Genomic DNA, 25,666 nt, shown 5'->3' with positions numbered 1-25,666 from the left:
CCGATGACCGACGACATGATGAACCTGCGCACGCTCGTGGAGAAGACCCCGGATGCCGATCTCCTGCGCGAGATGATCGGCTTTGCCGCCGAGCGGCTGATGGAAATGGAGGTTGGGGCCGCCACCGGCGCCGCCTATGGCGAGAAGAACCCGTTGCGCACGGCCCAGCGCAACGGCTATCGCGAGCGCGACTGGGAGACGCGCGCCGGCACCGTCGAGCTGCGCATCCCGAAGCTCAGGAAGGGCAGCTATTTCCCCGGTTTCCTCGAACCGCGCCGCATGGCCGAGAAGGCGCTGACCGCCGTCATCCAGGAGGCCTACGTCCAGGGTATCTCGACCCGCTCGGTTGACGACCTGGTCAAGGCCATGGGGATGAGCGGCATTTCGAAGAGCCAGGTCTCGCGGCTGTGCGAGGAGATCGACGGCAAGGTCAAAGCGTTCCTTGAAAGACCCATCGAGGGCGACTGGCCCTATCTGTGGATCGACGCCACCTACCTGAAGGTGCGCCGCGGCGGCCGCATCGTCTCGGTCGCCGTCATCATTGCCGTCGGCGTCAACGCGGACGGCCGGCGCGAGGTGCTGGGCATGGAGATTGGCACCTCGGAGGCCGAGCCGATCTGGACGGAGTTCCTGCGCAAGCTGACCCGCCGCGGCCTGCGCGGCGTCAAGCTCGTCGTCTCCGATGCCCATGAAGGCATCAAGGCGGCCGTCACCAAGGTGCTGTGCGCGACATGGCAGCGCTGCCGCGTCCACTTCATGAGGAACGTGCTGGCCCATGCCGGCAAGAGCGGCCGCAGGGTCGTCTCCGCTTTCATCGCCACCGCCTTCGCCCAGGAAACGCCCGAGGCCGCAAGCGTGCAATGGCGCGCCGTCGCCGACCAGATCCGGCCGAAGGTGCCGAAGTTGGCGACAATCATGGACGACGCCGAGCCCGACGTGCTGGCCTACATGACCTTCCCGAAAGAACACCGCGCCAAGCTGCACTCGACCAATCCGATCGAGCGTCTCAACGGCGAGATCAAGCGGCGCACCGAGGTCGTCGGAATCTTCCCGAACGACGATGCGATCGTGCGTCTGGTCGGCGCAATCCTGCTCGAACAGAACGATGAATGGGCAGTGCAGCGGGCCAGATATATGACTCTGGAAACGATCAGCCAGATGAGCGATGATCCCCTGATCAGCTTGCCAGCCGTGGCGCGCTGATCAGCCCGGCCCATGCCGGAGAGCACGGCGACCAATGCCGTCAGCTACACCACTCCCCGGGACACGATCTCCATCAATTGGCTGCTTCTATCGTGAAGCAGTCGCACAATGGCTGTCATGTTTCCACGAGCAGCCAGTGCCTCTGGCTCTTGTTGGCCAGTTAAGTCCAGTAAATGCTGAACATCCTGCAGGGGAGTGCCGTTCCCGTGCTGATCGATGAGGTCGACGAGTTCCTCCCATTTTGCTTGAGACAGCCCGCGCAGCTTTCGGACATTCTGCTGGTCTTGTCTTTCAGGGCTGAGTGCGATTGCAATAACGTCGCCGGGTCGAAGCCGGCGAATGTCCAGCTTAATTCCTCCCGCTACAAAGGATTGATAGAAAGGACTTGGGCTTTTGCGATCAGTGAACACGACGAGTTTGTCCTCCAGCGCGGGGACATCGCAGAGCCCTGGACGATTTTTGTCATCAGGCCAAAAATATTCGCCGTCAGGATCAAAAATGACCGTACCAACGGGCACCAGTTTGTCGCCACGCTTCGCGACCGTGGGGGTCTCCTCATATAGTTTAGAGAACAAAAGCTTGTTCAAATTGGATTTTCCGAAACCAGCCCTTGCGAATATAAAGCTACGGCGAGATATCAATGATTGAACAGAAAATTTGACGCAAACTTCAGGTTGAAGGATTTGCATCCAGTCTTCTTTAGGAGTTGTATTATTTGAGCCATAGTAGACGTATTCCCCAAACGCCAAATGGCCAATCGAGGCGCCATCAATGTTGTGGCCTGCCACCTCTCGAAGAACCTCTGGGGAAGGAAAGGCAACCTTGCTACCCACGTGGGGGAGCCTTCTGTGTGAAGCAACAAATGTTAGACCTTGGCCATTCTTGCGGATGATTCCGAGCACGCGGATATTCACACGATATTTAAGATACTGTTCGCGTAAGTCCTCTGGAATCGGTCTTTCTTCTCGAACCGCGCGAATATTAAATTCCTCACCAGAGCCGAATGACAGCTTCCCCTCTGAGGAAAAGGAGGCGATACGACCCATAACGGCTTCATCCGGCGTTTCGAGCTGCACAAGTACAAAGTGCCCATGCATCGGGATATTCTGAAAGTCGTTTCGGTAAGGCAGCACCAAGTCGGCGTGAAATTCCAGCCCGCCTTGCTGAAAGCCACGAAAAATTCCAACTACTTTGTCACTAGGGAATAGATCCATAAAAAGTCCTAGCTATATCGCTTTTGAGCGGGATCTGCGTCCTGAAGCTGAAAAATATCCAACTTCTCTGCTTGAGTACCAAGGCTCTTCCGAATGCCTTCATAGATAACGTCCTGCAGTATGTCGAAGTCAAAGTCTACGAGAGCTGCGTTCTCGTGGGCTTTCTGAAGGCATCTAGGGTAGCTCGTTACGGGAAAACCATTGATCGCATCCGCTAACATTGAGCCAATTATTGTTTGAGCGTCAGGGACTTGCGGCTGGAATATGTCGATCGGCCATATGGGGTCACGACTTTGCATTCCGAATTTGACGAGAAACATCTTCCCACCGACATACTTATTGGCCTCTCCGCCCCGGTTTGCCTCTTCGTCTCCACGGGCAAACTCCGACCAGATATAGGCGCGCTCTTCGATGTCGCGTGGGACCTCCACGTAGGCCGGATAGCTCACTTGCATGACGTCTTCGAGTGCCATAGCTAACCGGTATCGCGTCAAGACTTTGCTGTGTTTCGCTACTCCCGCCAGATAGATCTTACGCTTACTGCGATCCCACTGCGACCGAATGCGGTTTCCAATCTGCTGTAAAAGGCGGGTGAAAAGATCGCCGGTAAAAACCTTGCTCCGCAGCAAGCCATCGCAAATGATCAGCGTGTCGGTTCCAAAGTCCTTTTTCAGCAGGGCAAACAAGGTCGCCCACTCAACCAATTCACGATAGACTTGAACCCAACTAGGCGAAACGGGCTGGCCATCCTCATTAGAGCGAATCATATGAGAGAGTTGCGGCAACGTCGCAACGTTAAGGGCGGCCATCATCTCGCCGAGAGCGGTTTTTGGAGCGCCTGACTTTTCAAGGTGGCGCGAGGTCAAGCTTGAGACTGGCGTTGTGGGAGATACAGCTTCCAAACAGTATTCGTTGTTGCTGCTGTCTACTACCCGAATAAGCTGTACGAGGAACGGATCGAACTGCAATTGATTGTTTCCACCGTCAGTGGCCACCAATGATATCGACGTGGTGGATCGCGGTTGGATGCGTTTGACGCTTGACTTCAGAGGTCGGATCTCTTCGCGAAGGGAACTCAAGACGTCTCGATCGGCACTAATGCAATCTGCAATAGCGTTCTTGAGTTCCTGCTGACTCGCTGGATCAAGCATTTCTGTGCGAATCCCCCGTGCAGATAATATTCGAGTGGTGATAGGAGGCAAGGTTAAACTTAGTTCAGATTAGGGTCCCTCTTTGATTCTTGTAAGAAGCTCTCCCCCTTCTCCCGCAACTGGGACTAACGCAAGATACTTGTGCGCTGTTCGCGGCTCCCTTCCCCGTCGCTGAACCGTCGCCAGACGCTTTCGGAGGTGACAGCGTCGGCTTGTGCCGTGCCACAACTGCGCGAAATAAATTCAAAGCGCGCTCCGGACCGTTCCGGGGCGGGCTTTTGCTGCGCGACGGCCAGACGGTTTGTTCATCGCGCACCGCTTGGAGAACCTTCCATCCTGAACTATCGTTGAGCCCGCTTGGGGAGACATCAAATGCGCACCACATCAGACACCGTCGCCTCTCTCGGCCTTGCCATCGGCGGCGTCTTCGGCATGGCCGGCACTTTCGTCGCCAGCGCTCCGCTGCGCGAAACGCTCTGGACCATCGACGGCGCGGCGCTTGTGGTCGCCACCGCGCTGCTCACCATGAGATACCAGCGGCTGGGCAACGACTGCGTCGCGGCGGGCTTCCTCACCTTCCTCGCCGGCGAGACGCTGCTGATGGCCGGCAATGCGGCCGGCTTGCAGGCCAGCGTGCCCTCCTATGTCGGCGGCATCACGCTTTGGGCGGCCGCACTGGTCATGGTCAGCGCGCCGAAGACTTTTGTCTTGTGGATGCGGCTCACCGCGCTCGTCGCCGCCGTGCTGTTTGTCGTCTCGGCCGTCATGATCCTCTGGGGCGCGCCGCTGTTGCCCACCTCGGCGCCGCTGCCCGCTGCCGGCTATCCGTTCCTGGTGCTGACCTTCCTCGGCTGGATCTGGACACTGCTGAAATCCGAGCGCTGAATCCGAAGGCGATGTCCGCGCCGCTCGAAATCCGCAACAGCTCGTCGGGAAAGATCTTCCCGGCGCTCGGGCCGTTCCTGGTCGGCGGCATTTTCGGTTTCGGCGCGCTGCAGGGCGTGGCTTCGGGGACGGATGGCGGGCATGTGCTGTGGATCGCGCTGCTCAGCAGCGCTTGCCTGGGCCTCGGCGCCTTCATCGCGCGCGGTGCTTTCGATACGTCGGTCAAGGTCGTGCTCGACGGCCAGGGTTTTCGGGATCGCCGCGCCGGCGACGTGCTGGTGCCGTGGAGCAAGGTGAAAAGCGTGTGGCTCGTCTCAGGCAAGGGCGGCGCGATGCTCAATTTCGAGCTCACCGAGGAGCCGCCAGACGCGATCAAATTTTCCGCCGCCAACGCCTTCGGCATCATGCCCTTCGGCAAAACCACCGTGCACATGGAAATCTCCTCGCTCGACGTGCGCGGCCAGGACATGCTGGATGCGGTGAAGGAATTCGCGCCGCATGTGGTGAGACGCTAATCTCCCCCTCGAGGGGGAGATGTCGCCAAGGGCGACAGAGGGGGTCGGTCCGACCGGGCTCGGCCTCCTGCGGCGGATGAAGGCTGGCGCTCCACGCGCAAGGACCCCCTCTGACCGCTTCGCGGCCATCTCCCCCTCGAGGGGCAGGGCTGTCCGGGGAAAGTTATTCATATATGAAGGCCATCTGATTGGGGGAGGATCGGTCTCTTGGTCGGCTCGGATTGACCGGCGGCGGCTTGTCGATGGCGTGTATTTTTCGCCGCCCGAACAAGTATTGGGCGACCATCTCTGTGAACCTCAGGATTGGAATGGCGACGCAGCGGGTGCGCGCGACGATGCGCAGCAGTGCATAGGCCATCATTGCCGCGAAGAGCTGCAGGCGGATTGCATTGGCGTTATTGCCCAGGAACTTGCGGATATTGAGGTGCTGCTTGATCCAGCGGAACAGAAGCTCGATTTGCCAGCGGCCTTTGTAGAGCTGCCCGATCTCGACTGCGGAGCGCTCCAGGTCGTTGGTCAAAAGCATGATGGTGTCGCCCTGCTCGCGCTGAATGCGCAGGCGCCGCAGGCGCATCGGCAGCTTGCAAACGCCCTTGCTGACCAGGCTCACCTCACTGTCTTCCAGGACCAGGAAGCCGTCGCCCTGCGGCTCGGCTATGGGGCGATTGCACACCTGCGCCAGCCCCATGTTGGTCTTGGGCCGCGTCACGAAGACCGACCCGGCCTCGGCGATCGCCGTCCACCAGCCATAGTGGCAATAGCCCTTGTCGAACACATAGGTCGCCGCGGGTTCGATGGTGATCCGGCGGCCGATCTGGGCGTCGTTGACGTTGGCGTCGGTGATGTCGAGGACGCGCGGATGGTCGGCCTTCGGGTCATAGACGACATGCACCTTCATGCCGCGGATGCGGCCGTTCGACTTGGCCCAGTCGCACAGCTTGCCGAGTGGAATGGGGGTCGAGTCGATCAGCCGCAGCATGTCTTGGCCCTCTTGCCGCGTCTGTCGGTCGAGCAGGCCCGCCACAAGGCTGAAGGCCTCGGCAAAGATGGCGACCGGACGCCGTCTGTTGGCGTCCGACAAGGTCGAACGCATCAGCGGACCGCTGCCCAGGTGGTAATGGTGCTGGCGGTTGGCGTTCCAGCCGGCCTCCAGGCCGCGCAGACCGCTGCTGCCGCAGAACTGGGCATAGATCAGCACCACCAGATGATCCCAGCTCCTGAACGATTTGTCGTAGGCATCCCCGTCGTGGCGATCCACAATTGCCTGGAATTGACGGCGATCGACGGCTTCAAGAAGCTGCCCGAAGATGCTAGGTGCAAAGCGCATGCCCCGTTCCTTTTCTGAGTCTCGACAACCAGAGAAAAGACGGACAAACCCCGTTTTACGGGGCATGCACATGCGGCATTTCGATTCACTCAAAACTTTCCCCGGACAGCCCTGCTCGAGGGGGAGATTACCGGCGCCGCCCGTGCTCTACTCTCCCCGGAACCCCGCCATGATCTCGCCTCACCCTCGCCGCCCTCCTCATCGCCACGCCGGCCGCCGCCACCGACATGGCGTTCTTCGTCAAGAATCTGCGCGCGCAAGGCGTCGCGGTGGAGCTGTTCAGCCGCGACAGCGACCGGGTCTGGCCGGGCGGCGACAAGGTCTTCTTCATCCGGCCGAAGGCGCAGAAATCGGTGCCGATCTCGTGCACGCCGGGCGAGCGCATCTGCTGGGGCGCCTGGGTCGACGGCAACGACAAGCTCTCCGCCGGCGTCGGCCCCGACAACGACCAGCCTTGCGACAATTGCTGCTTCATCTGCACCGAGCACTCGACCGAGACGATCGACCTGGTGGAGTAGGGGGCATGGTGCTGCTGATCTCCCCCTCGAGGGGGAGATGTCGCCGAAGGCGACAGAGGGGGTCGGTCCGACTAGGCTCGACCTCCTGCTGCGGACGAACGCCGGCGCTTCACGCGCAACGACCCCCTCTGACCGCTTCGCGGCCATCTCCCCCTCAAGGGGGAGATTTGGCGCCACCTCTCCAAATTCAGTCAGGGACAGCCATCCTCCACCCCTTTTGGCGACTCGCCGTCCCGTGCCATCATTCCACCATCGGCCGTGGGGGCCGATTCTACCTCGGGGGTTGTCATGTTTTTCACCGTCGCGCGCCGCGTTGCCGTAGCACTTTCGCTTGCCGTTCTCCTGGCGCCCGCCGCTCACGCCGGCGACGTCACCTTCCAGATCAAGAACAACCACCCCAACGCCATGCGCCTCGAGCTCTACAGCCAGGACCGCGACTATGTCTGGCCGGGCGGCGGCAAGGATTTCTATCTCGACGACGGCGAGACCAAGCAGCTGCCGATCTCCTGCAACGACGGCGAGAAGATCTGCTACGGCGCCTGGGTCGACGGCGACGAGAGCACCTATTGGGGCGTCGGCCCCAACAACAAGCAAACCTGCGAAGACTGCTGCTACACCTGCAGCGGCGGCCAGACCGAAGAGATCGATCTGGCGGAGTGACGGGGCGCCTAATCTCCCCCTCGAGGGGGAGATGTCGCCGAAGGCGACAGAGGGGGTCGGTCCGACTGGGCTCGGCCTCCTGCGGCGGATGAAGGCTGGCGCTTCACGCGCAAGGACCCCTCTGACCGCTTCGCGGCCATCTCCCCCTCGAGGGGGAGAGTCCATCCTCCAGGCCAGCTTGACGCCCTTCTCACCGTCGCCCAAGCTTTGCCTCACCCCACCACGAGGAGAGCTCCATGGCAGGCACGGTCGAAGGCGAAAAGATCGACATTTCTTTCAACGGCAAGCGTTGCATCCATTCGCGCAATTGCGTGCTCGGCAACCCGCATGTCTTCGTGCCCAATGCTCCGGGCGAGTGGATCCACCCGGAAGCGGCCACGCCTGAGCAGGTCGTGGCGCTGGCCGAAAACTGCCCGTCCGGCGCCATCGGCTACACCAGGAAGGATGGCGGGCCGCAGGAGAAGCCGCCGGTGGTCAACACCGTGCGGCTGCGCGAGAACGGGCCGCTGGCCGTGCATGCCGAGATCGTGCTCGGCGACGAGACCTTCTTCCGCGCCACGCTGTGCCGCTGCGGCCTGTCGCAGAACAAGCCGTTCTGCGACAACAGCCACATCAAGGCGGGTTTTATCGCCACCGGCGAGCCGCCGCTGAAGGACACGCCGGCGCTGGAAGTGCGGGACGGGCCGCTGAAGGTGACGCCCACCACCAACGGGCCGCTGAAGGTCGAAGGCAATGCCGAGATCGTCACCGGCACGGGGCATACGATCAGCCGCACGACGAAGGTTTTCCTCTGCCGCTGCGGCCATTCGGCGAACAAGCCGTTTTGCGATGGGTCGCATAAGCGGGTGGGGTTTGTGGGCTAATCGCAGAGGTTGGCGCGAGGCCCCCTCTCTGCCCTGCCGGGCATCTCCCCCTCAAGGGGGGAGATTGGCAGCTTGGATGCAGGCGCCCTCTTTGCAACATTGGTGATTGGCGAAGGCAGTGATGACATCTGATCTCCCCCCATGAGGGGGAGATGTCCGGCAGGACAGAGAGGGGGGCCTCGCGCCGACGCCTCCGCAAAACCCTCCACCGCACCACCCTTGGCCCATCTCTCCCGGCTTTATCCATCGGTCCGTATCCGCTAAGGGCTTCGCAACACAGCTACGACCGGACCTTTCCATGACCGCTAAGCCCACCCCCTCTTTCTCGGTATCGACACCGGCGGCACCTATACCGACGCCGTGTTGTGGTCGGAGGCGGGCGGCCCTAAAGGCAAGGTGCTGGCCAAGGCCAAGGCGCTGACCACGCGTCACGATCTCGCCGTCGGCATTTCCGGCGCGGTCGATGCGGTGCTGGAGAAATCCGGCACCGACCCGAAGGCCATAAAGCTCGTCTCGATGTCGACAACGCTTGCCACCAACGCGCTGGTCGAGGGCCAGGGCGGGCGCGTGGCGTTGGTCATGATCGGCTTTTCCGAGGCCGACCTTGCCCGCGACGGGCTGAAGACCGCGCTCGGCACCGATCCGGTGGTGTTCTGCCTCGGCGGGCATGATGTCCACGGCAATGCGGCCAAGCTCGACCTCTCCGGCCTCGAGGCGGCGCTGCCGGAGCTTGGGCGTTCGGTGTCGGGCTTTGCCGTCTGCGCTTATTTCGCCACCCGCAACCCGGCGCATGAGCTCGCGGCCCGCGACCTCATCCGCGACAAGACCGGACTGCCGGTCACCGCCAGCCATGAATTGTCGGCCAAGCTCGGCGGCCCGCGCCGCGCGCTGACGACTTTGCTCAATGCCCGGCTGATCTCGATGATCGACCGGCTGGTCGCGGCAACCGAAGGCTTCCTCGAAGCGCGCGGCATCGGCGCGCCCTTGATGGTGGTGCGCGGCGACGGCGCGCTGGTCTCGGCCGCCTTTGCCCGCCAACGGCCGATCGAGACGATCCTGTCAGGCCCGGCCGCCAGCCTGGTCGGCGCCCGCCACATGACGGGCTTGGACGACGCCATGGTGTCGGACATCGGCGGCACCACGACCGACGTCGCCGTGCTCGACCAGGGTCGGCCGCGCCTCGATCCGGAAGGCGCCACCGTCGGCGGCTTTCGCACCATGGTCGAGGCGGTCGCCATGCGCACCTTCGGCTTGGGTGGTGACTCGGAAGTGGCGCTGGAAGAGGGCGCGCTCAACCCGCAGATCCTGCTCGGACCGCCCCGCCTGGTGCCGCTGGCGCTGGCCGGCATGATGCATGGCGAGGCGGTGACCGCCGAACTCGACCGGCAATTGCGCGCGCCCAATCCCGGCCGCATGGACGGGCGCTTTGCCGTGCGCACCGGCGTGCCGGACAGGCTCGCCGCCGGGCTGACCCCGCCAGAGGCAAAGCTCTACGAGGCGATCGGCGCGGTGCCACTGGCGCTCGACAGGCTGCTCAGCTCCAACGCGCAGAACGCCACGCTGAACCGGCTGGTATCGCGGGGTCTCGTCCACATCTCGGGCTTCACGCCGTCCGACGCTGCCCATGTCGTCGGCAAACAGGCCAATTGGGACGCCGCCGCCGCGCGCCTCGGCGCCGAGCTGTTTTCCCGCCGCCGCGACGGCCGCGGCCAAAACATCGCCGCCTCCCCCGAGGCGATTTCCGAGCGCGTGCTGGTCACGCTGACGCGCTGGTCGGCCGAATACATCCTCGAAACCGCCTTCGCCGAGGACGGGCTCGATGGTGCGGCGACCGTCGCCCATGCGCTGGTGCAGCGCGCCGTCGATGCCCATCCCGGCATCGCCCGCTTCACCGTGGCGCTCGACCGTCCGGTCATCGGCCTCGGCGCCTCGGCGCCGCTGCATTATGCAGGCCTGCCGCCGCTGATCGGCAATGGCTGCGTGGTGCCGGAGGACACCGACGTCGCCAACGCGCTCGGCGCCGTCGTCGGCCAGGTGCGCGTCTCGGCCGAAGCCCGGGTCAGCCAGCCGAAGGAAGGATTGTTCCGGCTGGCGTCGGGACAAACGGTGCGCGACTTCACCGACGAAGCAAAGGCGATCGCCGCGGCTGAAGCCGATGTGCGGGCGATCGTGGCGGAGCGCGCCAAGGACGCCGGCACCGACAATGCCGAGATCGATGTCTCCACCGAGTTCAAGGTTTCGACCGTCGAAAGCCAGCGCATGTTCATCGAGGCGCATGTGGTTGCGGTGGCGTCCGGGAGGCCGCGGATTGCGGTGTGAGGCACCTTCTTCTCCCCTTGTGGGAGAAGGTGTCGCCGCAGGCGACGGATGAGGGGTGCTCCAGGAAAGCCAACGTCTCACTCCGCTGGAACACCCTCATCCGTCTCGGCGCTTGCGCGCCGATCCACCTTCTCCCACAAGGGGAGAAGGGAAAGCTGGCCATCCTACACCCTAAGCCGAATTGACCCTTGCCCCCCAAACATGCCAAAGGCCCGGCCAAAGCCTACCATCTGGAGAAAACCCTGATGACCGACCGCATCGAGATCGCCGGGTTGCGGATTGCCCGCGAGCTGCATGATTTCGTGGCGAACGAAGCCGTGCTCGGCACCGGCATCGACGCGGAACAATTCTGGACCGGCTTTTCGGCCATCGTCCACGACCTCGCGCCGAAGAACCGCGCCCTGCTCGCCAAGCGCGACGCGATGCAGGAAAAGCTCGATGCCTGGTATCGCGCCAACGGCGCGCCGATCGACATGGAAACCTACAAGAATTTCCTGAAGGAGATCGGCTACCTGGTGCCGGAAGGCCCGGCCTTCAACGTCTCGACCGTCAATGTCGACCCGGAGATCGCCGTCGTCGCCGGACCGCAGCTGGTGGTTCCGGTGATGAATGCGCGCTATGCGCTCAACGCCGCCAATGCGCGCTGGGGTTCGCTCTATGACGCGCTTTACGGCACCGACGCCATTCCCGAGACCGGCGGCGCCGAAAAGGGCAAGGGCTTCAACCCGGCGCGCGGCGCCAAGGTCATCGCCTGGGCCAAGGATTTCCTCGACCTATCGGCGCCGCTGACCTCCGGCAAATGGGCCGGTGTCAACGGGCTCACGGTGGCCAATGGCGCGCTGAAGCTGGGCGAGGGCGCCGGGACCACGACGCTGGCCGACCCAAAACAGTTCGCCGGCTATCGCGGCGATGCCGCCAATCCGGAAGCCGTGCTCCTGGTCCGGAACGGCCTGCATATCGAAATCGTCATCGACCGCGCCAACCAGATCGGCAAGACCGATCCGGCCGGCATCGCCGATGTCATCCTGGAATCGGCCTTGACCACTATCCAGGACTGCGAGGATTCCGTCGCCGCGGTGGATGCCGAGGACAAGGTCGTCGTCTACCGCAACTGGCTCGGCCTGATGAAAGGCGATCTGGCGGAGGAGATCACCAAGGGCGGCAAGACCTTCACCCGCACGCTCCACCCCGACCGCCGCTACACGGCGCCGAATGGCGGCCAGCTCTTGCTGCCGGGACGCTCGCTGATGCTGGTGCGCAATGTCGGCCACCTGATGACCAACCCGGCAATCACCGACCGCGACGGTCATGAGGTGCCGGAAGGCATCATGGATGCAGCACTGACCGCGCTGATCGCGCTGCATGACGTCGGCGAAAACGGTCGGCGCGCCAATTCCCGCGCCGGCTCAATGTATGTGGTGAAGCCGAAGATGCATGGGCCCGAGGAAGTCGCCTTCGCCGTCGAGATTTTCGACCGCGTCGAGGCCTTGCTCGGCATGCCGAAGAACACCATCAAGATGGGCATCATGGATGAGGAGCGGCGCACCACCGTCAACCTCAAGGAAGCGATCCGCGCGGCGCGGGAGCGCGTGGTGTTCATCAACACCGGCTTCCTCGACCGTACAGGCGACGAGATCCACACCTCGATGGAAGCCGGCCCGATGATCCGCAAGGGCGACATGAAGCAGGCCGCCTGGATTTCCGCCTATGAGGCCTGGAATGTCGACACCGGCTTGGAATGCGGGCTGGCCGGCCATGCCCAGATCGGCAAGGGCATGTGGGCGATGCCTGACCTGATGGCGGCGATGCTGGTTGAGAAGATCGCGCATCCCAAGGCCGGCGCCAACACCGCCTGGGTGCCCTCGCCGACGGCGGCGACGCTGCACGCCACGCACTACCACAAGGTCGATGTGCATGCTGTGCAGGCGGCGCTGAAGAGCCGGCCGAAGGCCAGGCTCGACGACATCCTGTCGGTGCCGGTCGCGGTGCGGCCGAACTGGACGCCGGACGAGATCCAGCGCGAGCTCGACAATAATGCGCAAGGCATACTGGGCTACGTCGTGCGCTGGATCGACCAGGGCGTCGGCTGTTCCAAAGTGCCCGACATCAACGATGTCGGCCTGATGGAGGACCGCGCCACGCTGCGCATTTCCTCGCAGCACATCGCCAACTGGCTGCGCCACAAAGTGTGCTCGGAAATCCAGGTGCGCGATTCGCTGCAGCGCATGGCGGCCATCGTCGACCGCCAGAATGTCGGCGACCCGCTCTACCGCCCGATGGCGCCGGACTTCGACAATTCCATCGCCTTCCAGGCCGCCTGCGACCTGGTGTTCAAGGGCACGAGCCAGCCCAACGGCTATACCGAGCCGGTGCTGCACGCGCGGAGGTTGGAGCTGAAGGCCAGCTGAGCGTCGTCCCTCCCCCTTGAGGGGAGGGTGGCCCGAAGGGCCGGGTGGGGTCGCCTGTGAGAGACTCGACCTTTTCAGTCGAGCACTGCGGCAAATGAAACTATTCGCGGGCTGAGATGGAGTCGGCGCACTTCGCGCAGGACCCCCACCCGGCCCTTCGGGCCACCCTCCCCTCAAGGGGAGGGGGACGTCCCGCGAATCTCAATTCAGCCCCAGCGTGCCTTTCAGCTTCGACAGGTCCTCGGCCAGCGCCGTCACCGGGCCGGCCAGCGCCTTGCGGTCGGCGTCGGACAGCTTGTCATAGGTCTCGTAACCGTCGGCCGTCTTGTACTTGGCAAGGATGCCGTCGACGGTGGCGAAATTGTCGTTGACGGTCTTGATCAGCGCCGGGTCTTCCTTCGACACCAGCGGTTCGACCAGCGCCACGATCTTCTGCGCGCCGTCGATATTGGCCTGGAAGTCCCAGAGATCGGTGTGGCTGTAGCGGTCTTCCTCGCCGGAGATCTTGGACGAGGCGACTTCCTCGAGCAGGCCGGCGGCGCCGTCGACCGCCTTGTCCGGCGGCACGGTAAGACCGGCGACGCGCTTCTGCAGGTCGAGGATGTCGGCATTGAGCTTGTCGGCGAGCGGGCCGAGACCCTCCGTCGTGTTCTGGCTGAAGAGTGTTATTCGATGCGGTGGAAGCCATAGAAGTCGGCCGACTTCTCCTTCTGCTCATGGTCGTCGGCGCGCGAATCGATGGCGCCGTCGAGGTCGGAGAACAGCTCGGCGATCGGCTCGATCGTCTCGTAGTTCACGCGGGCCGGCGCATAGAGCGCCTTGGCCTTGGCAAGGTCGCCGGCCTTGACCGCGTCGGTGAAGACCTTGGTGTCCTTGACCAGCGTGTCGATCTTGCCCTGCACATAGATCTTGTAGTCGGCGATCGGCTGCACGAGGTCGAGCGGAGAGACGGCAGCAAAGGCCGGCGCGACCGACAGCGCGACCAGCGACGCGGCGATGGGATAGCGAAGTTTCATGGGATGTCCTCTCTGCTTTTTCGGCGGGCGACTTGGTCAGGTGTGGGTGCTGGAAGATGCGGCCGCCTCGAGCAGGGCGCGGCCGAGATAGTCGTTTTCGTCGCTCACGCCGGGCAGGGCGAAGAAATAGCCACCGCCGAACGGCTTGATGTATTCTTCCAGCGGCTCGCCGCTGAGGCGCGTCTGGACGGCGATGAAGCCGTGTTCGAGATCGGCCTGATAGGCGATGAACAACAGGCCCATATCCATCTGGTTGGCCTTGCTGACGCCGTTCGAATAGTTGAACGGGCGGCGCAGGATCCGGTGCTCCATGGCCTCGGCGGTGCGCGGATTGGCAAGGCGGATATGCGCGTCGAGCGGTGTGGTCTTGCCGTGCGGGTCGCCGGCATAGTTGGGGACATCAGCCTCGGTGGCGCCGTCGAAGGGCGCGCCGCTCGCCTTGTTGCGGCCGATGATGGACTGCTGTTCCTGCAGCGGCGTGCGGTCCCAGCGTTCGACGAAATTCCGTATAAGGCGCACCGCCTGATAGGAGCCACCGGCCGTCCAGCCCGGTTCGTCGACGCCCGGCTGCACCCAGACGATCTGCTTCATCAATTCGGCGTCGGTGGAATCCGGATTGGCCGAGCCATCGCGGAAGCCGAGGAAGTTGCGCGCGCTTTCCTTCGGCTTGCCGGGGCTCGGCGGCCGCACCGGCACCGAGCCTTCCTGCTTCCAGCGCAACAGCAGCGAATCCGGCGTGTTCTTCACGATGTCGCGCAGCGCGTGGATGTTGGTGTCGGGCGTGTTCGAGCAGAATTGCAGCAACAGGTCGCCATGGCAGAACTCCTCCTGCAGGGCGTCGTTGGAAAACGAGGTCATGCGCGAGAGCCGTCTCGGCTTTTCCGGCTGCAGGCCGAAGCGCTCGTCGAACAGCGAGGCGCCGAGCGAGGTGGTGATCGTCAGATTGTCGGGCGCCACCACCGGACCGAGAATGCCGGAATCGGCAGCGGGAAATTTCGGATCGAGCGAAGGCGGCGTGCCGCCCTGCATCAGAAAACCGGTGCGTTCGGTCAGCGTCTTGAACAGCCGCTCGAGGCCGGTGCGGTTCTGCGCCAGCACGTCGAAAGAGGCGACGAGGCCGGCGGCGGGCCGTGGCGTGACGATGCCCGGCTGGTGCTCGCCATAAAAGGGTTGCCGCTGGCGGACGCTGTCGCTCTCCGGCGCATCGGTCACGCTCGTGTTGCCGGTGGCGGCCGACACCAGCTGCGGTGTCAGCGCGCCGGCCACCGCGCCGAGCAGCAGCGAACGGCGCGTGGCATTGGGCAGGATCGGCTTTTCCTTGGTCGTCATTGGCTGAGGTCCATCGTCTCACGCAGTCGGGAAAGATCGGCGGCGAGTGCCGTCGCCGCCTTGCCGAGCTCGGTCCTCGCCGGATCGGCAAGCGCCTCGGCGCCTTCCGCACGGTGGGCCGCGATCATCTTGTCGAGCGCGGCAAAATCCATGTCGATCGAAGCCACGATCTCAGGCTCGGGCTTGGCGGCCACCGGCCGCAGCAGGTCGTACACTTTTCGCGCGCCGGCGATCGTTGCGTCGAACGACGACAGGTCCGCATGGGCATAAGGGCTATCGCCGAATCCAGGGCCGGCGGCTGCGACGCGTTCCAGCATCGCCGCTGCCCCGCCAGCCATGCTGTCCGGCATGATGCGCAGGTCGTGGATGCGCGCCTTGAGCGCCGTCGCGTCGCTGGCGAGCTTGTCAGCGGCCGGCGCCAGACCGTCGAGATTGCCCTGGCTGAACAGCCCGTATTCAAGGCGATGCAGTCCGCCAAAGCCGGGATCGGCCTCGCGCTGGCCGAAGGCATCGGCGCGGACATCGATCGCCGCGTCCAGGTCCGAGAACAGCGGTGACACAGGTGCGATACGGGCATAAGCGGTTTGCGCCGGCAGATAGGCGGCCTTCGCGGCGACCAGGTCCCCCGATTTCACCGCGCTGGCGAAAGCGTCGGCTGCATTGACGAAGCCGTCTGTCTGGCTCGCCAGGAACACTTTGTATTCGGCCAGCGCGCCGATGAAGGCCGTGAGGTTCGGTTTCGCGGCCGGTCCGGCATTGGCCGCCGCCAGCACATGCAGTTTGCCGCGCGGATTGGAGAGCAGACCGCAGGTGATGGCGTAGTCGCCGGGCTCGAGCCGTGTCGCCAGCTCCTGCGTGAAGCCAGGCGCAATGTTTTCGCGCTCCTCCAGCACCATCACGCCGTCGAGGATTTCCCACTCCACGGCGCGGTCCGAACGGTTGGCGATCTGGAAGCTGTGTCGCCCTGCCGAAACCGTGAGCTCGTTGGGCTCGCAGGCCTGGCCGGTGATCGTCACGATAATCGAGGCGGCAGCAATGTGGCGGCCTTTCTGTGCAACGAGCGTGGCGTAGTAGAAGGCGGCCGCGGCCGCGATCAACAACAGCAATGACGCGACGAAGCCGATGCGCACAGCTGTGCGCGGCAAGGCTTGCGGTTGCGTGGATGCGCTCATGCTGCTGGCCGCTCCGATGGCTTGCTCCGGACGTCGGCCCGCCGGTCAGCCAGGAACAGCCACAGCGACGGCAGCAGGAACCCGAGATAGACGATGACCTCGCTCACCGTCGGTGCGTCGATGTAACCGAAAATGCCGGAGAGCATCGAGCCGAGCGGGCTATCCATCGGCAGCACACCGCTGGCGTCGAACACGATCGTCTGCAAGTGGTTCCACAGGCCGGCCTCGTGCAGGGCATTGACCGAATTGGCGAGCAGGCCTGCGGCGACGATGAGGATGAAGGCGCCGGTCCAGCGGAAGAAGCGTCTGAGGTTGAGATGCACGCTGCCGGCATAGACGCCGTAGCCGACGAAGCCTGCCAGCACCACGCCGGCAAGTGCTGCGAGCGGCGCATAGGCGTTGGCCTGCTGAAAGGCGGCGAGGAGAAAAAGACCGATTCCACGCCTTCGCGCGCCACGGCCAGGAACACCATGGCGATCAGCCCGAAGCCTTTATGGCTCGGCGTGGCGAGGGCGGCTTCGATGGAATCCTGCAGCTCGGCCTTGATCGAGCGAGCCGCCTTGCCCATCCAGAACACCATCGAGGTCAGCACGCAGACCGCGACGAGGCCGATGATGGCCTCGAACAGCTCCTGCGCCTTCTGCGGAAATTCGACCGCCGCAAGCTGCAGGATGGCGCCGACGCCGAGCGAGAACGCGAGCGCCAGGAAGATGCCGATCCAAACCACCGGTATCCAGGCGCCGCGCCCCGTGCGGTCCAGGTAGCTGGCGATGATGCCGACGATGAGCGCCGCCTCGACACCCTCGCGAAACATGATCAGAAACGGTACCAGCATTTTTAGTCGAGCCGCGCCGGGAGGTGATCGCGCCTGCTTGAAGGGCTGCCTTCAAGGCAAGCCGAAAACCTGTCTAAAGATGTCATCTTTTAAGATTAGCCAATGCGCAAGCACAAGCGAGCGCCGATCACATAAACGAGAAGTCGAGGTGATCGGCAATCGGCCTTGGAAGTCTTGACGATTTTCCGTCTACCTACTAGTTGGTAGACAGATAAAACGAGAGACTCCATCATGCTTGAACAAATGAACGATCAGAGCCGCGCCCCGTCATCAAACGCCCTATCTTTAGGCGCCTGGCTCAAAACCTATTATTATCTGCGGTTTGCCGTATCGGCGGCCTGGGTTGTGGCGGCTTCCACCGTCGCGAAAAGCAGCCCACCGCTCGCAGCAATCATGCTGGTTGCCTACCCCGCATGGGACGCGCTCGCCAATTACGTCGACGCCCGGCGCACCGGCGGGCTCGGCCGCAATAAGTCGCAGTTGCTCAATTTCGTCGTCAGCATCATTGCCGCGATTGCAATTGCCATCGCGCTTGGCCACAGCATGAACGCGGTGCTCTCGGTCTATGGCGTCTGGGCCGTTGTCTCCGGCGCGCTTCAGCTCCTGACCGCGGCGCGGCGCTGGAAGACCAACGGGGCTCAATGGGCGATGATCCTGAGCGGCGCCCAATCGGCGCTGGCAGGTCTCTTCTTCGTAAAGATGGCCGGCGGCACTGAGATCATTGGCATCGCCAATGTTGCGCCCTATGCCGCGTTTGGCGCCTTCTACTTCCTCGTGTCCGCGATATGGCTGTCGGTCAGCGATGCCCTCCGCAAGTCGCCGCGGGTCGCAAGCTAGAGCCGGGAAAAGTGTGAATGGTTGGGCTCGGCGCTTCGCCGCAGTCTCCGCCCGGAATTGCGTCGAAACAAGACCTGGAGCGGTTCACTGTTTCCGTCAAACAGTGAACCGCTCCAGGTATCGATGAAGCCCTCTGCCGGAAGCAAATTATGAGCAAGCCTTCGAACACTGCCGATGACATCCTGGCCGCCGCGCGAAGCTTCATCGTCGCCGGCGGCTACAACGGCTTCAGCTATGCCGATATCGCCGAAGTGATCGGCATCCGCAAGGCCAGCATCCATCACCATTTCCCCAGCAAGGTCGACCTCGTGCAGACCCTGCTCAAGCGCTATCTCGACGACGCTGTCACGGGCTTAGGAGAACTTGCGCGCAATGTCCCCGAGCCGCCTGAGCTGCTTCGAGCCTACGCCGGCATCTGGGCCCGTTGCATAGAGGACGCGAGCGTGCCGTTCTGCGTCTGCGCGCAGCTTGCCAGCGAGCTTCCGGCCCTTCCGCTGGAAATTGCCGTGGGAGTCCGGGCGTATTTTCAGTTTCTTTCGGGATGGCTGACCGGCGTCATCGAGCGAGGCGCTGAACAGGGGACACTGACGATATCGGCTGCACCGCGCGTGGAAGCGGAAGCCTTCATGGCGACCGTGCACGGCGCGATGCTTTCGACGCGGGCTTACGGCGATGTCTTGACCTTCGCCATGATCCTGACGCCGACGCTTCAGAAGCTGATCCCCGCGACCGATTGACGACGAAAGAAGGACCAGCTCTGAGCAATGGGTCTGGCGCAGTTGGCCCTACTACGCCGCCTGCGCCATCCACTCCGCGCTCATCCGATAGGAGATCGCCTCGGCCAGATGGATACGGCCGACTGTCTCGCTGGCGTCTTTGAGCAGCGTCAGGCCGGCCGTATCCGGCCTGGCGATCGCCTCGATGATCGACGGCGGGCAATGCGCTTTGGTGATGGCGGCGCTATGCCAGCTCTTGTGAATACTCTGGACTTCGAACGCTGTCCTGCTGGTACGTGTCGAAGAACTTGCGCGACGTGAGGCCCGGCCTGGTCGTGGCCGGCATCGTCTCGCATCGCCGCTCGCACCGCCGCAAGTGTCGGATTTACAGGTCAGATGAATGTTCTGATCTTCGATCGCGGCCGACCAGAGCGCGTCCTGATAGGGTTCGCGCGGCTCAGTATCTGCGGATGTCCACCGAGCAGCAGACTACTCCATTGAAAACCGGAGGGATGAACACCGCCGGCGACAGCAATATCTTTTCCGCTTGGCACCCGCTCGGCTAAGGTGCGACGGACGCAAGATGGGACCTGGAAACTGCGGGGGAATTCAGTATGCGGACTGGCTGCGCAATCTTGATCGGGTTTCTGATTACCACCCCCGCTGCCGCTGAAGACGCGCGATGCCCAAAGGGACCCGCGCCTGTCCAATTGGAGGACATCGAGGCCGCGCCCGATTGCCTCGCGGCCCACAAGCTGCATCAAGCCTGCGCCTGGGGATCGAGCGGTGACGAATTTATGTCGGAAGCCGTGATCGACAAATGCAAGGCGGGATTTTTCGATCAACTGACCCGCAAGCAAAGGCGCCGATATGAAAAGCGCCTCGAAGCATGCGGCGAACGCTATCCTGTCACCCAGGATGGCGGGTCAATCCAGATATACCTGTCGTCCATGTGTGACGAGGATCTCGCTGCAACCTATTTCAAAGCCGCAAACAATGGGCGAATTGCGGGGACGCCGCGCTGGAAGATACCCAATGTACCCGAGTGAACGGATGATCCGTTTCGGGGACGCTGGCCATCCGAGATCTGAGATTCCGGCGGACTTTTGACCCTGGGATCATCACGCGCCGTTTAATTAGCCACAATGTCAAAACACGCGGCCCGCCGCCTGAATATCGGGCTTTGGGCTCGATGCCGACCTTGCTTGAACTCCGTAGTCAGTATTTGATGCCGCTCCGATGGCTCAGGAAAAATCGCTAATGCTGGGGATTGGACGTGGCAATCTTTGAAATGCTGACTCCAGCCGAGCAGGCCAGACAACTCTCCAATCCCGAGGGGGCCATAGGCCTCGCCGTCGCCGATTGGCTCAACGAGAACAATAAGCAAGCGAGCGCGAGAAACGTCGCGGCTCTTGGCGTGGAAGCCGGCGACCGCGTGCTCGAAATTGGGTTTGGCAACGGCCGTGCGGCGCCCGAGGTCATCGCCCAGGCCGCGGGTGTCCGCTACTCGGGCATCGACATTTCGCCGACGATGGTTGCAGAAGCTTCCGCCTTCAACGCCGCCCTAGTCGCGACGGGCAGGACCAGCTTCCAGTTGGGATCGGCGGAGTGCATGCCGTTCGCCGATCACGTCTTCGATCGCGTCTTCTCCGTCGGCGTCATTCATTTTTGGAAAGATCCGGCAGCCTCTCTCGTAGAGGTACGCCGGACTCTGCGCTTCGGTGGTACGATGCGGATGACCTGCCTAGCCTCGCAGGAAGCGCCCAACTTCGCTCAAGCCGAATATGGCTTTCACCTACGTGACGTCGCTGAGTGGGATGCACTCTGTCGCGCTGCTGGTTTTACGGATGTTCATGCTGATATGTTCAGCTCCCAGCAGACTACCGGCAGCGGCGCGCCTACAAAACGTTATGCGATCACTGTGATGGCACGCGCCTAAGTTTGCCGGCGTACCATTTTCGCTCTGGAGCGGCACGTCGGAAGTGTACGGCGCGCACTCCGAGGCGCGCGGATCAAAGACAGCTTCTGGCGGCGTGCACCGTGCCGGGGGACGAAGCCCGCACCAGCGCCGGTCTCAGCTGATGACGGCGCAACAGTATCCATCCGGCCAGCATTGCGGTGCTTGGGGCGCAGGGCAGACTTTTCTTTATAATCGCTCATGCTAATTTAGCGTTGGATGCCGGTCGGGGGGTGAGGGACGTCCATGAGGGGATATTTCGGGACCGAACTCCAGCAGCGCCTGCAGCGACGAGCGGATGAGCTTGCCGGCACGGTCGTCAACGCTCCCGGGCTCTGCAATGCCGGTCGAATGATCTCCACGGACGACGTCGATCGCGTCGGGCTTGAGGCTTGTATCGCGATGCTGGAGGCGGACGGAGGCTTCGGTTTTCGCCTCGTGCATGAAGACCGCACGGCGGCAATGTCCGCTCACTTGAGGCCCGGGGACATCGCCTGGATTGGTGGGATACGTTCATGGGTTCCGCCGATGATGTCCTGGCTGTGTCGAAACGGATCGTTGCGCAAGGCCCGCCCGAGGGGCTCAATCACATTGATCTGTCAGGCAACCCGTCAGAGGCTTGCCTTGAGCGCGTGCAGTCCTTTCTTGCCGAGAATGGCTTGGCGCCGTTCTCACGGTCGACCCTCGCAGGCGAAACGGTCAACGGGCGAACTTTGGCGCTTGTAGACGGGCACGGGGATCTCGTCGCCACGTCATTTGTCTATATGCCACACAATTCCTTCAGTCCGTTCCGCACCTACGCTTGGGGCGGTCTGGCCGCGGTTTCGCCAGCCCACAGGGGCAAGTCGCTTGGCAGCTACATCAATGCCTGCGCCGCCGTCACGGCATTCGAGCAACTCGCGGCGACTGTCTTTTACGAACAGGTCGCCACGACCAATGTTCCATCGAGACGGATGGTCGAAGCATGCGGCCTGGCCCTACACCCCTATCTAAAGAGCGGGCTTGCTTCGACCGGGGCGGAAAAGTTTACGCGATGACAGTGGCTGGCCTGCCGCAAATGGAGAAAGTTGCATTTCGATCTCTCGGGGCGTGGGTGCCGGCTTCGGGCGTGACAGCACCTGCGTGCCGCAGAAGTGATTGGCGATGGCGGTCTGGCCGCGGTGTCAGAATGTCGAAATCGGTGCCAGCCCAGGCAGCTTCCGGCCCTTCACGCCGCCTGCGCCATCCGCTCCGCGCTCATCCGGTAGGAGATCGCTTCGGCCAGATGGATACGGCCGACCGTCTCGCTGGCGTCGAGGTCGGCGAGCGTGCGCGCCACTTTCAGCACGCGGTGATAGGCCCGCGCGGAGAAACCGAGCTTCTCGCTGGCATCCTTGAGCAGCGTCAGCCCGGCCGTATCGGGCCTGGCGATCTCTTCGATGATCGACGGCGGGCAATGCGCGTTGGTGGTGGCCGCGGCGCCGAGCTTATCCAGCCGTTCGCGCTGCATCGCGCGGGCCCGCGCCACGCGTTGCGCCACCGCTGCGCTGGTCTCGGCCTTGTCCGGCCGGATCAGGTCGCTCGCCGAAACCGCCGGCACTTCGATGCGAAGGTCGATGCGGTCGAGCAGCGGGCCGGAGATGCGCGCCTGATAATCGGTGCGGCAGCGGTCGCCGCGCAGGCAGCGGTAGCCGGGTTCGCCCGACATGCCGCAGCGGCACGGGTTCATCGCCGCCACCAGCTGGATGCGCGCCGGGTAGGTGACGCGGTGGTTGGCGCGCGCGATCATGCAGTCACCGGTTTCCAGCGGCTGGCGCAGCGCGTCCAGCGTCTGCGGCGCGAATTCCGGTATTATGGAGCAAACTCACCAAATATGATGATGTTTGTCGCTAAATGCGCCTACACTAAGGGGCCATAAACGCCTTGAGTATGGCGACGAACGAGCCGGGATTGATGTTGTTGTTCTCGGCCATGTAGTAGGCCATGTTGTCGAGAACGTCCTTGTCGTACGGGCGGGCTGCCTGCTCATAAACCTGGCAGCACCGAAACGCTAAGTCGAAGGCCATGACGTAATTCGAATAATTGTCCCACCAGACGACGAAGTTATCCCAGTGTTGCGCATCATCGTAGCTTACGCCCACGTTGTCGAAGTTTCGCAGCCGCTCCGCTTCGTCCCCCCATTCGACAGAAACGATAGGTGAGGCCTTGTATAGGGCGTGCAGAAGTGCCCCGGCGCGCTTGTAGTGATCGGGATTCTTGGAGTGGAGAGCTACCCTATAGGACTGGAGGCTGAGCTGGTACGTGTCGAATGCGAGATTGATTAGATCTCGGCTCACAGCTACGGACGAGCCGCTTGCCTTGTAGGCGGCAGGCCAGCCCGTTGCATAGTACCCTTCGACGAACTCGACAAAGAAGTCGCGGTCGTCAAGCTCTTCAAATCGAGTAAACTCAACCATCGTTTTGCGCCCTAAAGGAATCAAAGGGCACAAAAAAGCCCCCGCGTGAGACAGGGGCTTCTATACGGGTTTTATTTGCTCGGAAAGCTTATTTTTGGGCGAAAAACGCTTTCATCACAACAGCTTCAGCGCTGAAGGTGTCTTCAAAACGCAAAACCGGCTGCTTGAGGCCGTTGTTAGGGCATGCACGGACGACCTTATCGCCCGCGCTCGTTGCGGTCTGATTGTCAGTTCGGGTCATGTCACTCTCCCAACGGTCGTCATTCATCGTCGTTTAAACGCATCGCGTGTCCATAAGTTGCAACCGCCCAAATATTGCTGCACTGCAACAAATTCAAGATCGAGTCGCAAAAAATTTACAAGCACGAGTCACGCCCTCAGTCAATAGCTGATGGGCATTAATAGGACCCTAACAGACTCGCAACGGGTTCGCCTAGGGGTAGAAGGAAATTTCTTTCGAATGAGTTTGAGGCGGGGATAATGGTGCGTCGCACAATTCTCTGCGGATGTGGCAGGGCCAAAACGCTCCCGCGCAACGGCCTACGTTTCAAGGCTGACTTGGCGAACGCCGATCACATCCATGCACATCATAAAAAACGCTGCCGTGAAACTGCCCCGGCTTATCTTGTTGGCTAGGTTGCGCTCGCTGTCGTGCGCACCGCGATCCTTCAGTTTCTCGGCAAGGGCGGCATACGTTATTCCCCGGCGCTTAAGCTCGCCTTTCAGTATGTTTTTGGCCTGTTCCTCGTAATGGGCCGTGGGGGAGTTGTCCGCCATCATCGTTTCTCCTGAAAAAACCTCATAAACGATGATATACACCCTTGCATACGCTGTTTCAATATCCTATATCCGATGCACAACATCATCGGATTTGATATGTCTCAGCATTTCCTCCTCTCCCCCGCCGCCAAGACCCTCTCGCTGGTCAAGGTCATGCGCATGTCCGACACGGAAGCCCGGACGGCTTTCCGCAAGATACGATGGTCGCAAACGGATGGCGAGCCGGTTTGCCCGGTCTGCGGTTGCCTCGATTGCTACGATCTCAAGACCCGCCAGGTTTACAAATGCAGTGCTTGCTATAAGCAATTCAGCATCACCTCCGGCACGATCTTCGCCAGCCGGAAGCTGGCCGTGCGCGACATTCTCGCCGCGATTGCCGTCTTCATAAACGGCGCCAAGGGCTATAGCGCCCTTCAACTCTCCCGCGACCTCTCCGTTGATTACAAAACGGCTTTCGTGATGCTCCACAAGGTCCGCGAAGCGATAGAGCTTGCTCGCGACGAAGGCGCGCTGTCAGGGAACGTAGCCGTGGATGGTGCCTATTTCGGCGGCTACGTGAAGCCCGCAAACAATCGCGCCGACCGTAAGGACCGTCGCCTTGCCGCCAACCAGACCGGCAAGCGCCAGTCGGTGATTGTTGCCCGTGAAACCGATGGCCGCACCATCACCCATGTAGCCGCGACCGAAGCCGCTGGCGCTGCGTTCGTAGCCGCCAACGTCAAGCACGGCTCAACCGTCCACGCCGACGAGGCTTCGCATTGGGATAAGCTGGCGGCCTACTTCCCGATAAAGCGCATCAACCATCAGGAAGCCTATTCCAAGGATGGCGCTTGCACGAACGCAGCCGAGAGCTTTTTCTCGCGCATCCGCCGTGCCGAGATCGGCATTCATCATCGCATCGCTGGCGATTATCTCGGTTCCTATGCCGCCGAGATGGCATGGCGTGAAGACAACCGTCGCAAAGCCAACGGCACTCAGTACGCGATGGTTGTCAGCGCAGTCGGTGTAGCGCCGAAGTCGGAAAGGCTCTGCGGATACTGGCAGCGCCGCAAGGCTTAATGCTGGTCGCCCTCATCAAAACCAAGAACCTTATTGGCAGCGCGACGCTGCAGCCTCCTGATGAAAAGCTTCAAGTGATCTTCCAAATCCTCGAAACTCTCCCCCGAAAGGTTTTCGGGGAAAGTGATAGTCACGTCCCCTTCGTCCAATGCGATAACTTCCTGCCGCGTCCCCGGCCTAAGCGGCGATACGTCGATCATCTCCGTAGATCGTCGCTGAATCGGACGTGACGGCTCTGGAGCCTGCATAGTCTCATCCTCCATAGGGGTTGGCGAGTGAGGGTAGCCCTTCTCTTGTAGGGTCGCAAGCGTGATCGTGGCAAGATAGGTCTTTGCCGCCTTCGCTGCGGCGTCCGGCGAATAGCCCCGTTTAGCGAGCCAATAGCGAAGATTGCTATCGCTGGGCGGCGTCGGAAATTCCTTTGCAATTTCCCGGAAAAGGCTTGGCTGCAATGCCATCCGGCGTAG

25 protein-coding genes and 2 pseudogenes are annotated in these 25,666 nt (G+C 62.3%); 14 read left to right on the top strand and 13 right to left on the bottom strand.

From position 1 onward, the window contains the following. Positions 1-3 precede the first annotated feature (3 nt). Complete coding sequence (locus tag ACVDG8_RS19520) at positions 4-1,203, top strand: IS256 family transposase (protein WP_023780675.1); 1,200 nt, start codon at positions 4-6, stop codon at positions 1,201-1,203. Between the two features lie 44 nt (positions 1,204-1,247). Here the strand turns inward: ACVDG8_RS19520 and ACVDG8_RS19515 are convergent, their stop codons facing one another. Both ACVDG8_RS19515 and ACVDG8_RS19510 read right to left on the bottom strand, forming a co-directional pair. Beyond that, the gene (locus ACVDG8_RS19515) at positions 1,248-2,417 is read right to left on the bottom strand and encodes a helicase HerA domain-containing protein (RefSeq protein WP_447256141.1); all 1,170 of its coding nucleotides are present in this window, start codon (positions 2,415-2,417) and stop codon (positions 1,248-1,250) included. A gap of 8 nt (positions 2,418-2,425) precedes the next feature. Then, positions 2,426-3,412 (bottom strand): hypothetical protein, encoded by a 987-nt coding sequence (locus tag ACVDG8_RS19510; RefSeq protein ID WP_455707181.1) that lies wholly within the window; start codon positions 3,410-3,412, stop codon positions 2,426-2,428. A 528-nt stretch (positions 3,413-3,940) separates the two neighbouring features. Between ACVDG8_RS19510 and ACVDG8_RS19505 the strand changes: the two genes are divergently transcribed. Both ACVDG8_RS19505 and ACVDG8_RS19500 read left to right on the top strand, forming a co-directional pair. Beyond that, complete coding sequence (locus ACVDG8_RS19505) at positions 3,941-4,453, top strand: hypothetical protein (protein WP_447256139.1); 513 nt, start codon at positions 3,941-3,943, stop codon at positions 4,451-4,453. 11 nt (positions 4,454-4,464) lie between these two features. Next, the gene (locus tag ACVDG8_RS19500) at positions 4,465-4,968 is read left to right on the top strand and encodes a hypothetical protein (RefSeq protein ID WP_447256138.1); all 504 of its coding nucleotides are present in this window, start codon (positions 4,465-4,467) and stop codon (positions 4,966-4,968) included. A 163-nt stretch (positions 4,969-5,131) separates the two neighbouring features. Here the strand turns inward: ACVDG8_RS19500 and ACVDG8_RS19495 are convergent, their stop codons facing one another. Further along, positions 5,132-6,295 (bottom strand): IS4 family transposase, encoded by a 1,164-nt coding sequence (locus tag ACVDG8_RS19495; protein WP_447253600.1) that lies wholly within the window; start codon positions 6,293-6,295, stop codon positions 5,132-5,134. A gap of 227 nt (positions 6,296-6,522) precedes the next feature. Between ACVDG8_RS19495 and ACVDG8_RS19490 the strand changes: the two genes are divergently transcribed. From ACVDG8_RS19490 to ACVDG8_RS19470, 5 genes are all read left to right on the top strand, one after another. Further along, the gene (locus ACVDG8_RS19490; protein ID WP_455707180.1) at positions 6,523-6,813 is read left to right on the top strand and encodes a hypothetical protein; all 291 of its coding nucleotides are present in this window, start codon (positions 6,523-6,525) and stop codon (positions 6,811-6,813) included. A gap of 288 nt (positions 6,814-7,101) precedes the next feature. Beyond that, on the top strand, positions 7,102-7,473 hold the full coding sequence (locus ACVDG8_RS19485) for a hypothetical protein (RefSeq protein ID WP_447256136.1): 372 nt from the start codon (positions 7,102-7,104) through the stop codon (positions 7,471-7,473). 236 nt (positions 7,474-7,709) lie between these two features. After that, complete coding sequence (locus ACVDG8_RS19480; protein WP_447256135.1) at positions 7,710-8,336, top strand: CDGSH iron-sulfur domain-containing protein; 627 nt, start codon at positions 7,710-7,712, stop codon at positions 8,334-8,336. Between the two features lie 360 nt (positions 8,337-8,696). Beyond that, on the top strand, positions 8,697-10,655 hold the full coding sequence (locus tag ACVDG8_RS19475) for a hydantoinase/oxoprolinase family protein (RefSeq protein WP_455707179.1): 1,959 nt from the start codon (positions 8,697-8,699) through the stop codon (positions 10,653-10,655). A 245-nt stretch (positions 10,656-10,900) separates the two neighbouring features. Next, positions 10,901-13,063, top strand: a complete 2,163-nt coding sequence (locus tag ACVDG8_RS19470; RefSeq protein ID WP_447256134.1) for a malate synthase G — start codon at positions 10,901-10,903, stop codon at positions 13,061-13,063. Between the two features lie 201 nt (positions 13,064-13,264). Here the strand turns inward: ACVDG8_RS19470 and ACVDG8_RS19465 are convergent, their stop codons facing one another. The 5 genes and pseudogenes from ACVDG8_RS19465 to efeU all read right to left on the bottom strand — a co-directional run bounded on the left by ACVDG8_RS19465 (position 13,265) and on the right by efeU (position 17,415). Then, on the bottom strand, positions 13,265-13,666 hold the full coding sequence (locus tag ACVDG8_RS19465; RefSeq protein ID WP_455707849.1) for an imelysin family protein: 402 nt from the start codon (positions 13,664-13,666) through the stop codon (positions 13,265-13,267). A gap of 62 nt (positions 13,667-13,728) precedes the next feature. Further along, positions 13,729-14,079, bottom strand: coding sequence for an imelysin family protein (locus tag ACVDG8_RS19460; protein ID WP_455707178.1), 351 nt, complete (start codon positions 14,077-14,079; stop codon positions 13,729-13,731). A 36-nt stretch (positions 14,080-14,115) separates the two neighbouring features. Then, positions 14,116-15,408, bottom strand: coding sequence for an iron uptake transporter deferrochelatase/peroxidase subunit (gene efeB / locus ACVDG8_RS19455; protein WP_447256132.1), 1,293 nt, complete (start codon positions 15,406-15,408; stop codon positions 14,116-14,118). Beyond that, entirely contained in the window at positions 15,405-16,580 is a 1,176-nt protein-coding gene (gene efeO / locus ACVDG8_RS19450) for an iron uptake system protein EfeO (RefSeq protein WP_447256131.1), read from the bottom strand. The genes efeB and efeO overlap by 4 nt, the downstream gene beginning before the upstream one ends. Continuing rightward, a pseudogene (efeU, locus tag ACVDG8_RS19445) lies at positions 16,577-17,415 on the bottom strand (iron uptake transporter permease EfeU). The gene efeO and the pseudogene efeU overlap by 4 nt, the downstream one beginning before the upstream one ends. Before the next feature lie 243 nt (positions 17,416-17,658). Between efeU and ACVDG8_RS19440 the strand changes: the two are divergent. The 5 genes from ACVDG8_RS19440 to ACVDG8_RS19420 all read left to right on the top strand — a co-directional run bounded on the left by ACVDG8_RS19440 (position 17,659) and on the right by ACVDG8_RS19420 (position 21,962). Then, positions 17,659-18,252, top strand: coding sequence for a DUF308 domain-containing protein (locus tag ACVDG8_RS19440; RefSeq protein WP_447257389.1), 594 nt, complete (start codon positions 17,659-17,661; stop codon positions 18,250-18,252). 149 nt (positions 18,253-18,401) lie between these two features. Beyond that, positions 18,402-18,989 carry a TetR/AcrR family transcriptional regulator gene (locus ACVDG8_RS19435; protein WP_447256130.1) on the top strand — a complete coding sequence of 196 codons (588 nt, stop codon included), beginning with the start codon at positions 18,402-18,404 and terminating at the stop codon, positions 18,987-18,989. Positions 18,990-19,678: 689 nt separating this feature from the next. After that, positions 19,679-20,017, top strand: a complete 339-nt coding sequence (locus ACVDG8_RS19430; RefSeq protein ID WP_447256129.1) for a hypothetical protein — start codon at positions 19,679-19,681, stop codon at positions 20,015-20,017. Positions 20,018-20,244: 227 nt separating this feature from the next. Beyond that, a complete protein-coding gene (locus ACVDG8_RS19425) occupies positions 20,245-20,907 on the top strand; it encodes a class I SAM-dependent methyltransferase (RefSeq protein ID WP_447256128.1) in 663 nt (220 codons plus the stop codon). Positions 20,908-21,440: 533 nt separating this feature from the next. Beyond that, the gene (locus ACVDG8_RS19420) at positions 21,441-21,962 is read left to right on the top strand and encodes a hypothetical protein (RefSeq protein ID WP_455707177.1); all 522 of its coding nucleotides are present in this window, start codon (positions 21,441-21,443) and stop codon (positions 21,960-21,962) included. 170 nt (positions 21,963-22,132) lie between these two features. On the opposite strand, the pseudogene ACVDG8_RS19415 reads toward ACVDG8_RS19420, so the two are convergent. The 4 genes and pseudogenes from ACVDG8_RS19415 to ACVDG8_RS19400 form a co-directional block, all read right to left on the bottom strand. After that, a pseudogene (locus ACVDG8_RS19415) lies at positions 22,133-22,753 on the bottom strand (ATP-binding protein); the annotation flags it as partial. A gap of 55 nt (positions 22,754-22,808) precedes the next feature. Next, on the bottom strand, positions 22,809-23,360 hold the full coding sequence (locus ACVDG8_RS19410; RefSeq protein WP_455707176.1) for a hypothetical protein: 552 nt from the start codon (positions 23,358-23,360) through the stop codon (positions 22,809-22,811). A gap of 88 nt (positions 23,361-23,448) precedes the next feature. Continuing rightward, the gene (locus tag ACVDG8_RS19405) at positions 23,449-23,601 is read right to left on the bottom strand and encodes a hypothetical protein (RefSeq protein ID WP_447256125.1); all 153 of its coding nucleotides are present in this window, start codon (positions 23,599-23,601) and stop codon (positions 23,449-23,451) included. 299 nt (positions 23,602-23,900) lie between these two features. Then, the gene (locus tag ACVDG8_RS19400) at positions 23,901-24,140 is read right to left on the bottom strand and encodes a DUF6471 domain-containing protein (RefSeq protein ID WP_447256124.1); all 240 of its coding nucleotides are present in this window, start codon (positions 24,138-24,140) and stop codon (positions 23,901-23,903) included. Between the two features lie 96 nt (positions 24,141-24,236). On the opposite strand from ACVDG8_RS19400, the gene ACVDG8_RS19395 reads away from it, so the two are divergent. After that, positions 24,237-25,199, top strand: coding sequence for an IS1595 family transposase (locus ACVDG8_RS19395; protein ID WP_447257388.1), 963 nt, complete (start codon positions 24,237-24,239; stop codon positions 25,197-25,199). Here ACVDG8_RS19395 and ACVDG8_RS19390 read toward each other — a convergent pair. Then, positions 25,196-25,657 (bottom strand): hypothetical protein, encoded by a 462-nt coding sequence (locus ACVDG8_RS19390; RefSeq protein WP_455707175.1) that lies wholly within the window; start codon positions 25,655-25,657, stop codon positions 25,196-25,198. The two genes, ACVDG8_RS19395 and ACVDG8_RS19390, sit on opposite strands and share 4 nt — an antisense overlap. Positions 25,658-25,666 lie beyond the last annotated feature (9 nt).

The sequence above is a fragment of the Mesorhizobium sp. ORM8.1 genome (assembly GCF_053005525.2).
Note: the sequence above shows the minus strand (reverse complement) of the source record. Positions and strands in the feature narration are given on the sequence as shown.

Coding starts and splice junctions, on each gene's coding strand:
- ACVDG8_RS19520 (WP_023780675.1), top strand. CDS start 4: ATGACCGACGACATGATGAACCTGCGCACGCTCGTGGAGAAGACCCCG.
- ACVDG8_RS19515 (WP_447256141.1), bottom strand. CDS start 2,417: ATGGATCTATTCCCTAGTGACAAAGTAGTTGGAATTTTTCGTGGCTTT.
- ACVDG8_RS19505 (WP_447256139.1), top strand. CDS start 3,941: ATGCGCACCACATCAGACACCGTCGCCTCTCTCGGCCTTGCCATCGGC.
- ACVDG8_RS19500 (WP_447256138.1), top strand. CDS start 4,465: ATGTCCGCGCCGCTCGAAATCCGCAACAGCTCGTCGGGAAAGATCTTC.
- ACVDG8_RS19495 (WP_447253600.1), bottom strand. CDS start 6,295: ATGCGCTTTGCACCTAGCATCTTCGGGCAGCTTCTTGAAGCCGTCGAT.
- ACVDG8_RS19490 (WP_455707180.1), top strand. CDS start 6,523: ATGGCGTTCTTCGTCAAGAATCTGCGCGCGCAAGGCGTCGCGGTGGAG.
- ACVDG8_RS19485 (WP_447256136.1), top strand. CDS start 7,102: ATGTTTTTCACCGTCGCGCGCCGCGTTGCCGTAGCACTTTCGCTTGCC.
- ACVDG8_RS19480 (WP_447256135.1), top strand. CDS start 7,710: ATGGCAGGCACGGTCGAAGGCGAAAAGATCGACATTTCTTTCAACGGC.
- ACVDG8_RS19470 (WP_447256134.1), top strand. CDS start 10,901: ATGACCGACCGCATCGAGATCGCCGGGTTGCGGATTGCCCGCGAGCTG.
- ACVDG8_RS19460 (WP_455707178.1), bottom strand. CDS start 14,079: ATGAAACTTCGCTATCCCATCGCCGCGTCGCTGGTCGCGCTGTCGGTC.
- efeB (WP_447256132.1), bottom strand. CDS start 15,408: ATGACGACCAAGGAAAAGCCGATCCTGCCCAATGCCACGCGCCGTTCG.
- efeO (WP_447256131.1), bottom strand. CDS start 16,580: ATGAGCGCATCCACGCAACCGCAAGCCTTGCCGCGCACAGCTGTGCGC.
- ACVDG8_RS19440 (WP_447257389.1), top strand. CDS start 17,659: ATGAACGATCAGAGCCGCGCCCCGTCATCAAACGCCCTATCTTTAGGC.
- ACVDG8_RS19435 (WP_447256130.1), top strand. CDS start 18,402: ATGAGCAAGCCTTCGAACACTGCCGATGACATCCTGGCCGCCGCGCGA.
- ACVDG8_RS19420 (WP_455707177.1), top strand. CDS start 21,441: ATGGGTTCCGCCGATGATGTCCTGGCTGTGTCGAAACGGATCGTTGCG.
- ACVDG8_RS19410 (WP_455707176.1), bottom strand. CDS start 23,360: ATGGTTGAGTTTACTCGATTTGAAGAGCTTGACGACCGCGACTTCTTT.
- ACVDG8_RS19405 (WP_447256125.1), bottom strand. CDS start 23,601: ATGACCCGAACTGACAATCAGACCGCAACGAGCGCGGGCGATAAGGTC.
- ACVDG8_RS19400 (WP_447256124.1), bottom strand. CDS start 24,140: ATGATGGCGGACAACTCCCCCACGGCCCATTACGAGGAACAGGCCAAA.
- ACVDG8_RS19395 (WP_447257388.1), top strand. CDS start 24,237: ATGTCTCAGCATTTCCTCCTCTCCCCCGCCGCCAAGACCCTCTCGCTG.
- ACVDG8_RS19390 (WP_455707175.1), bottom strand. CDS start 25,657: ATGGCATTGCAGCCAAGCCTTTTCCGGGAAATTGCAAAGGAATTTCCG.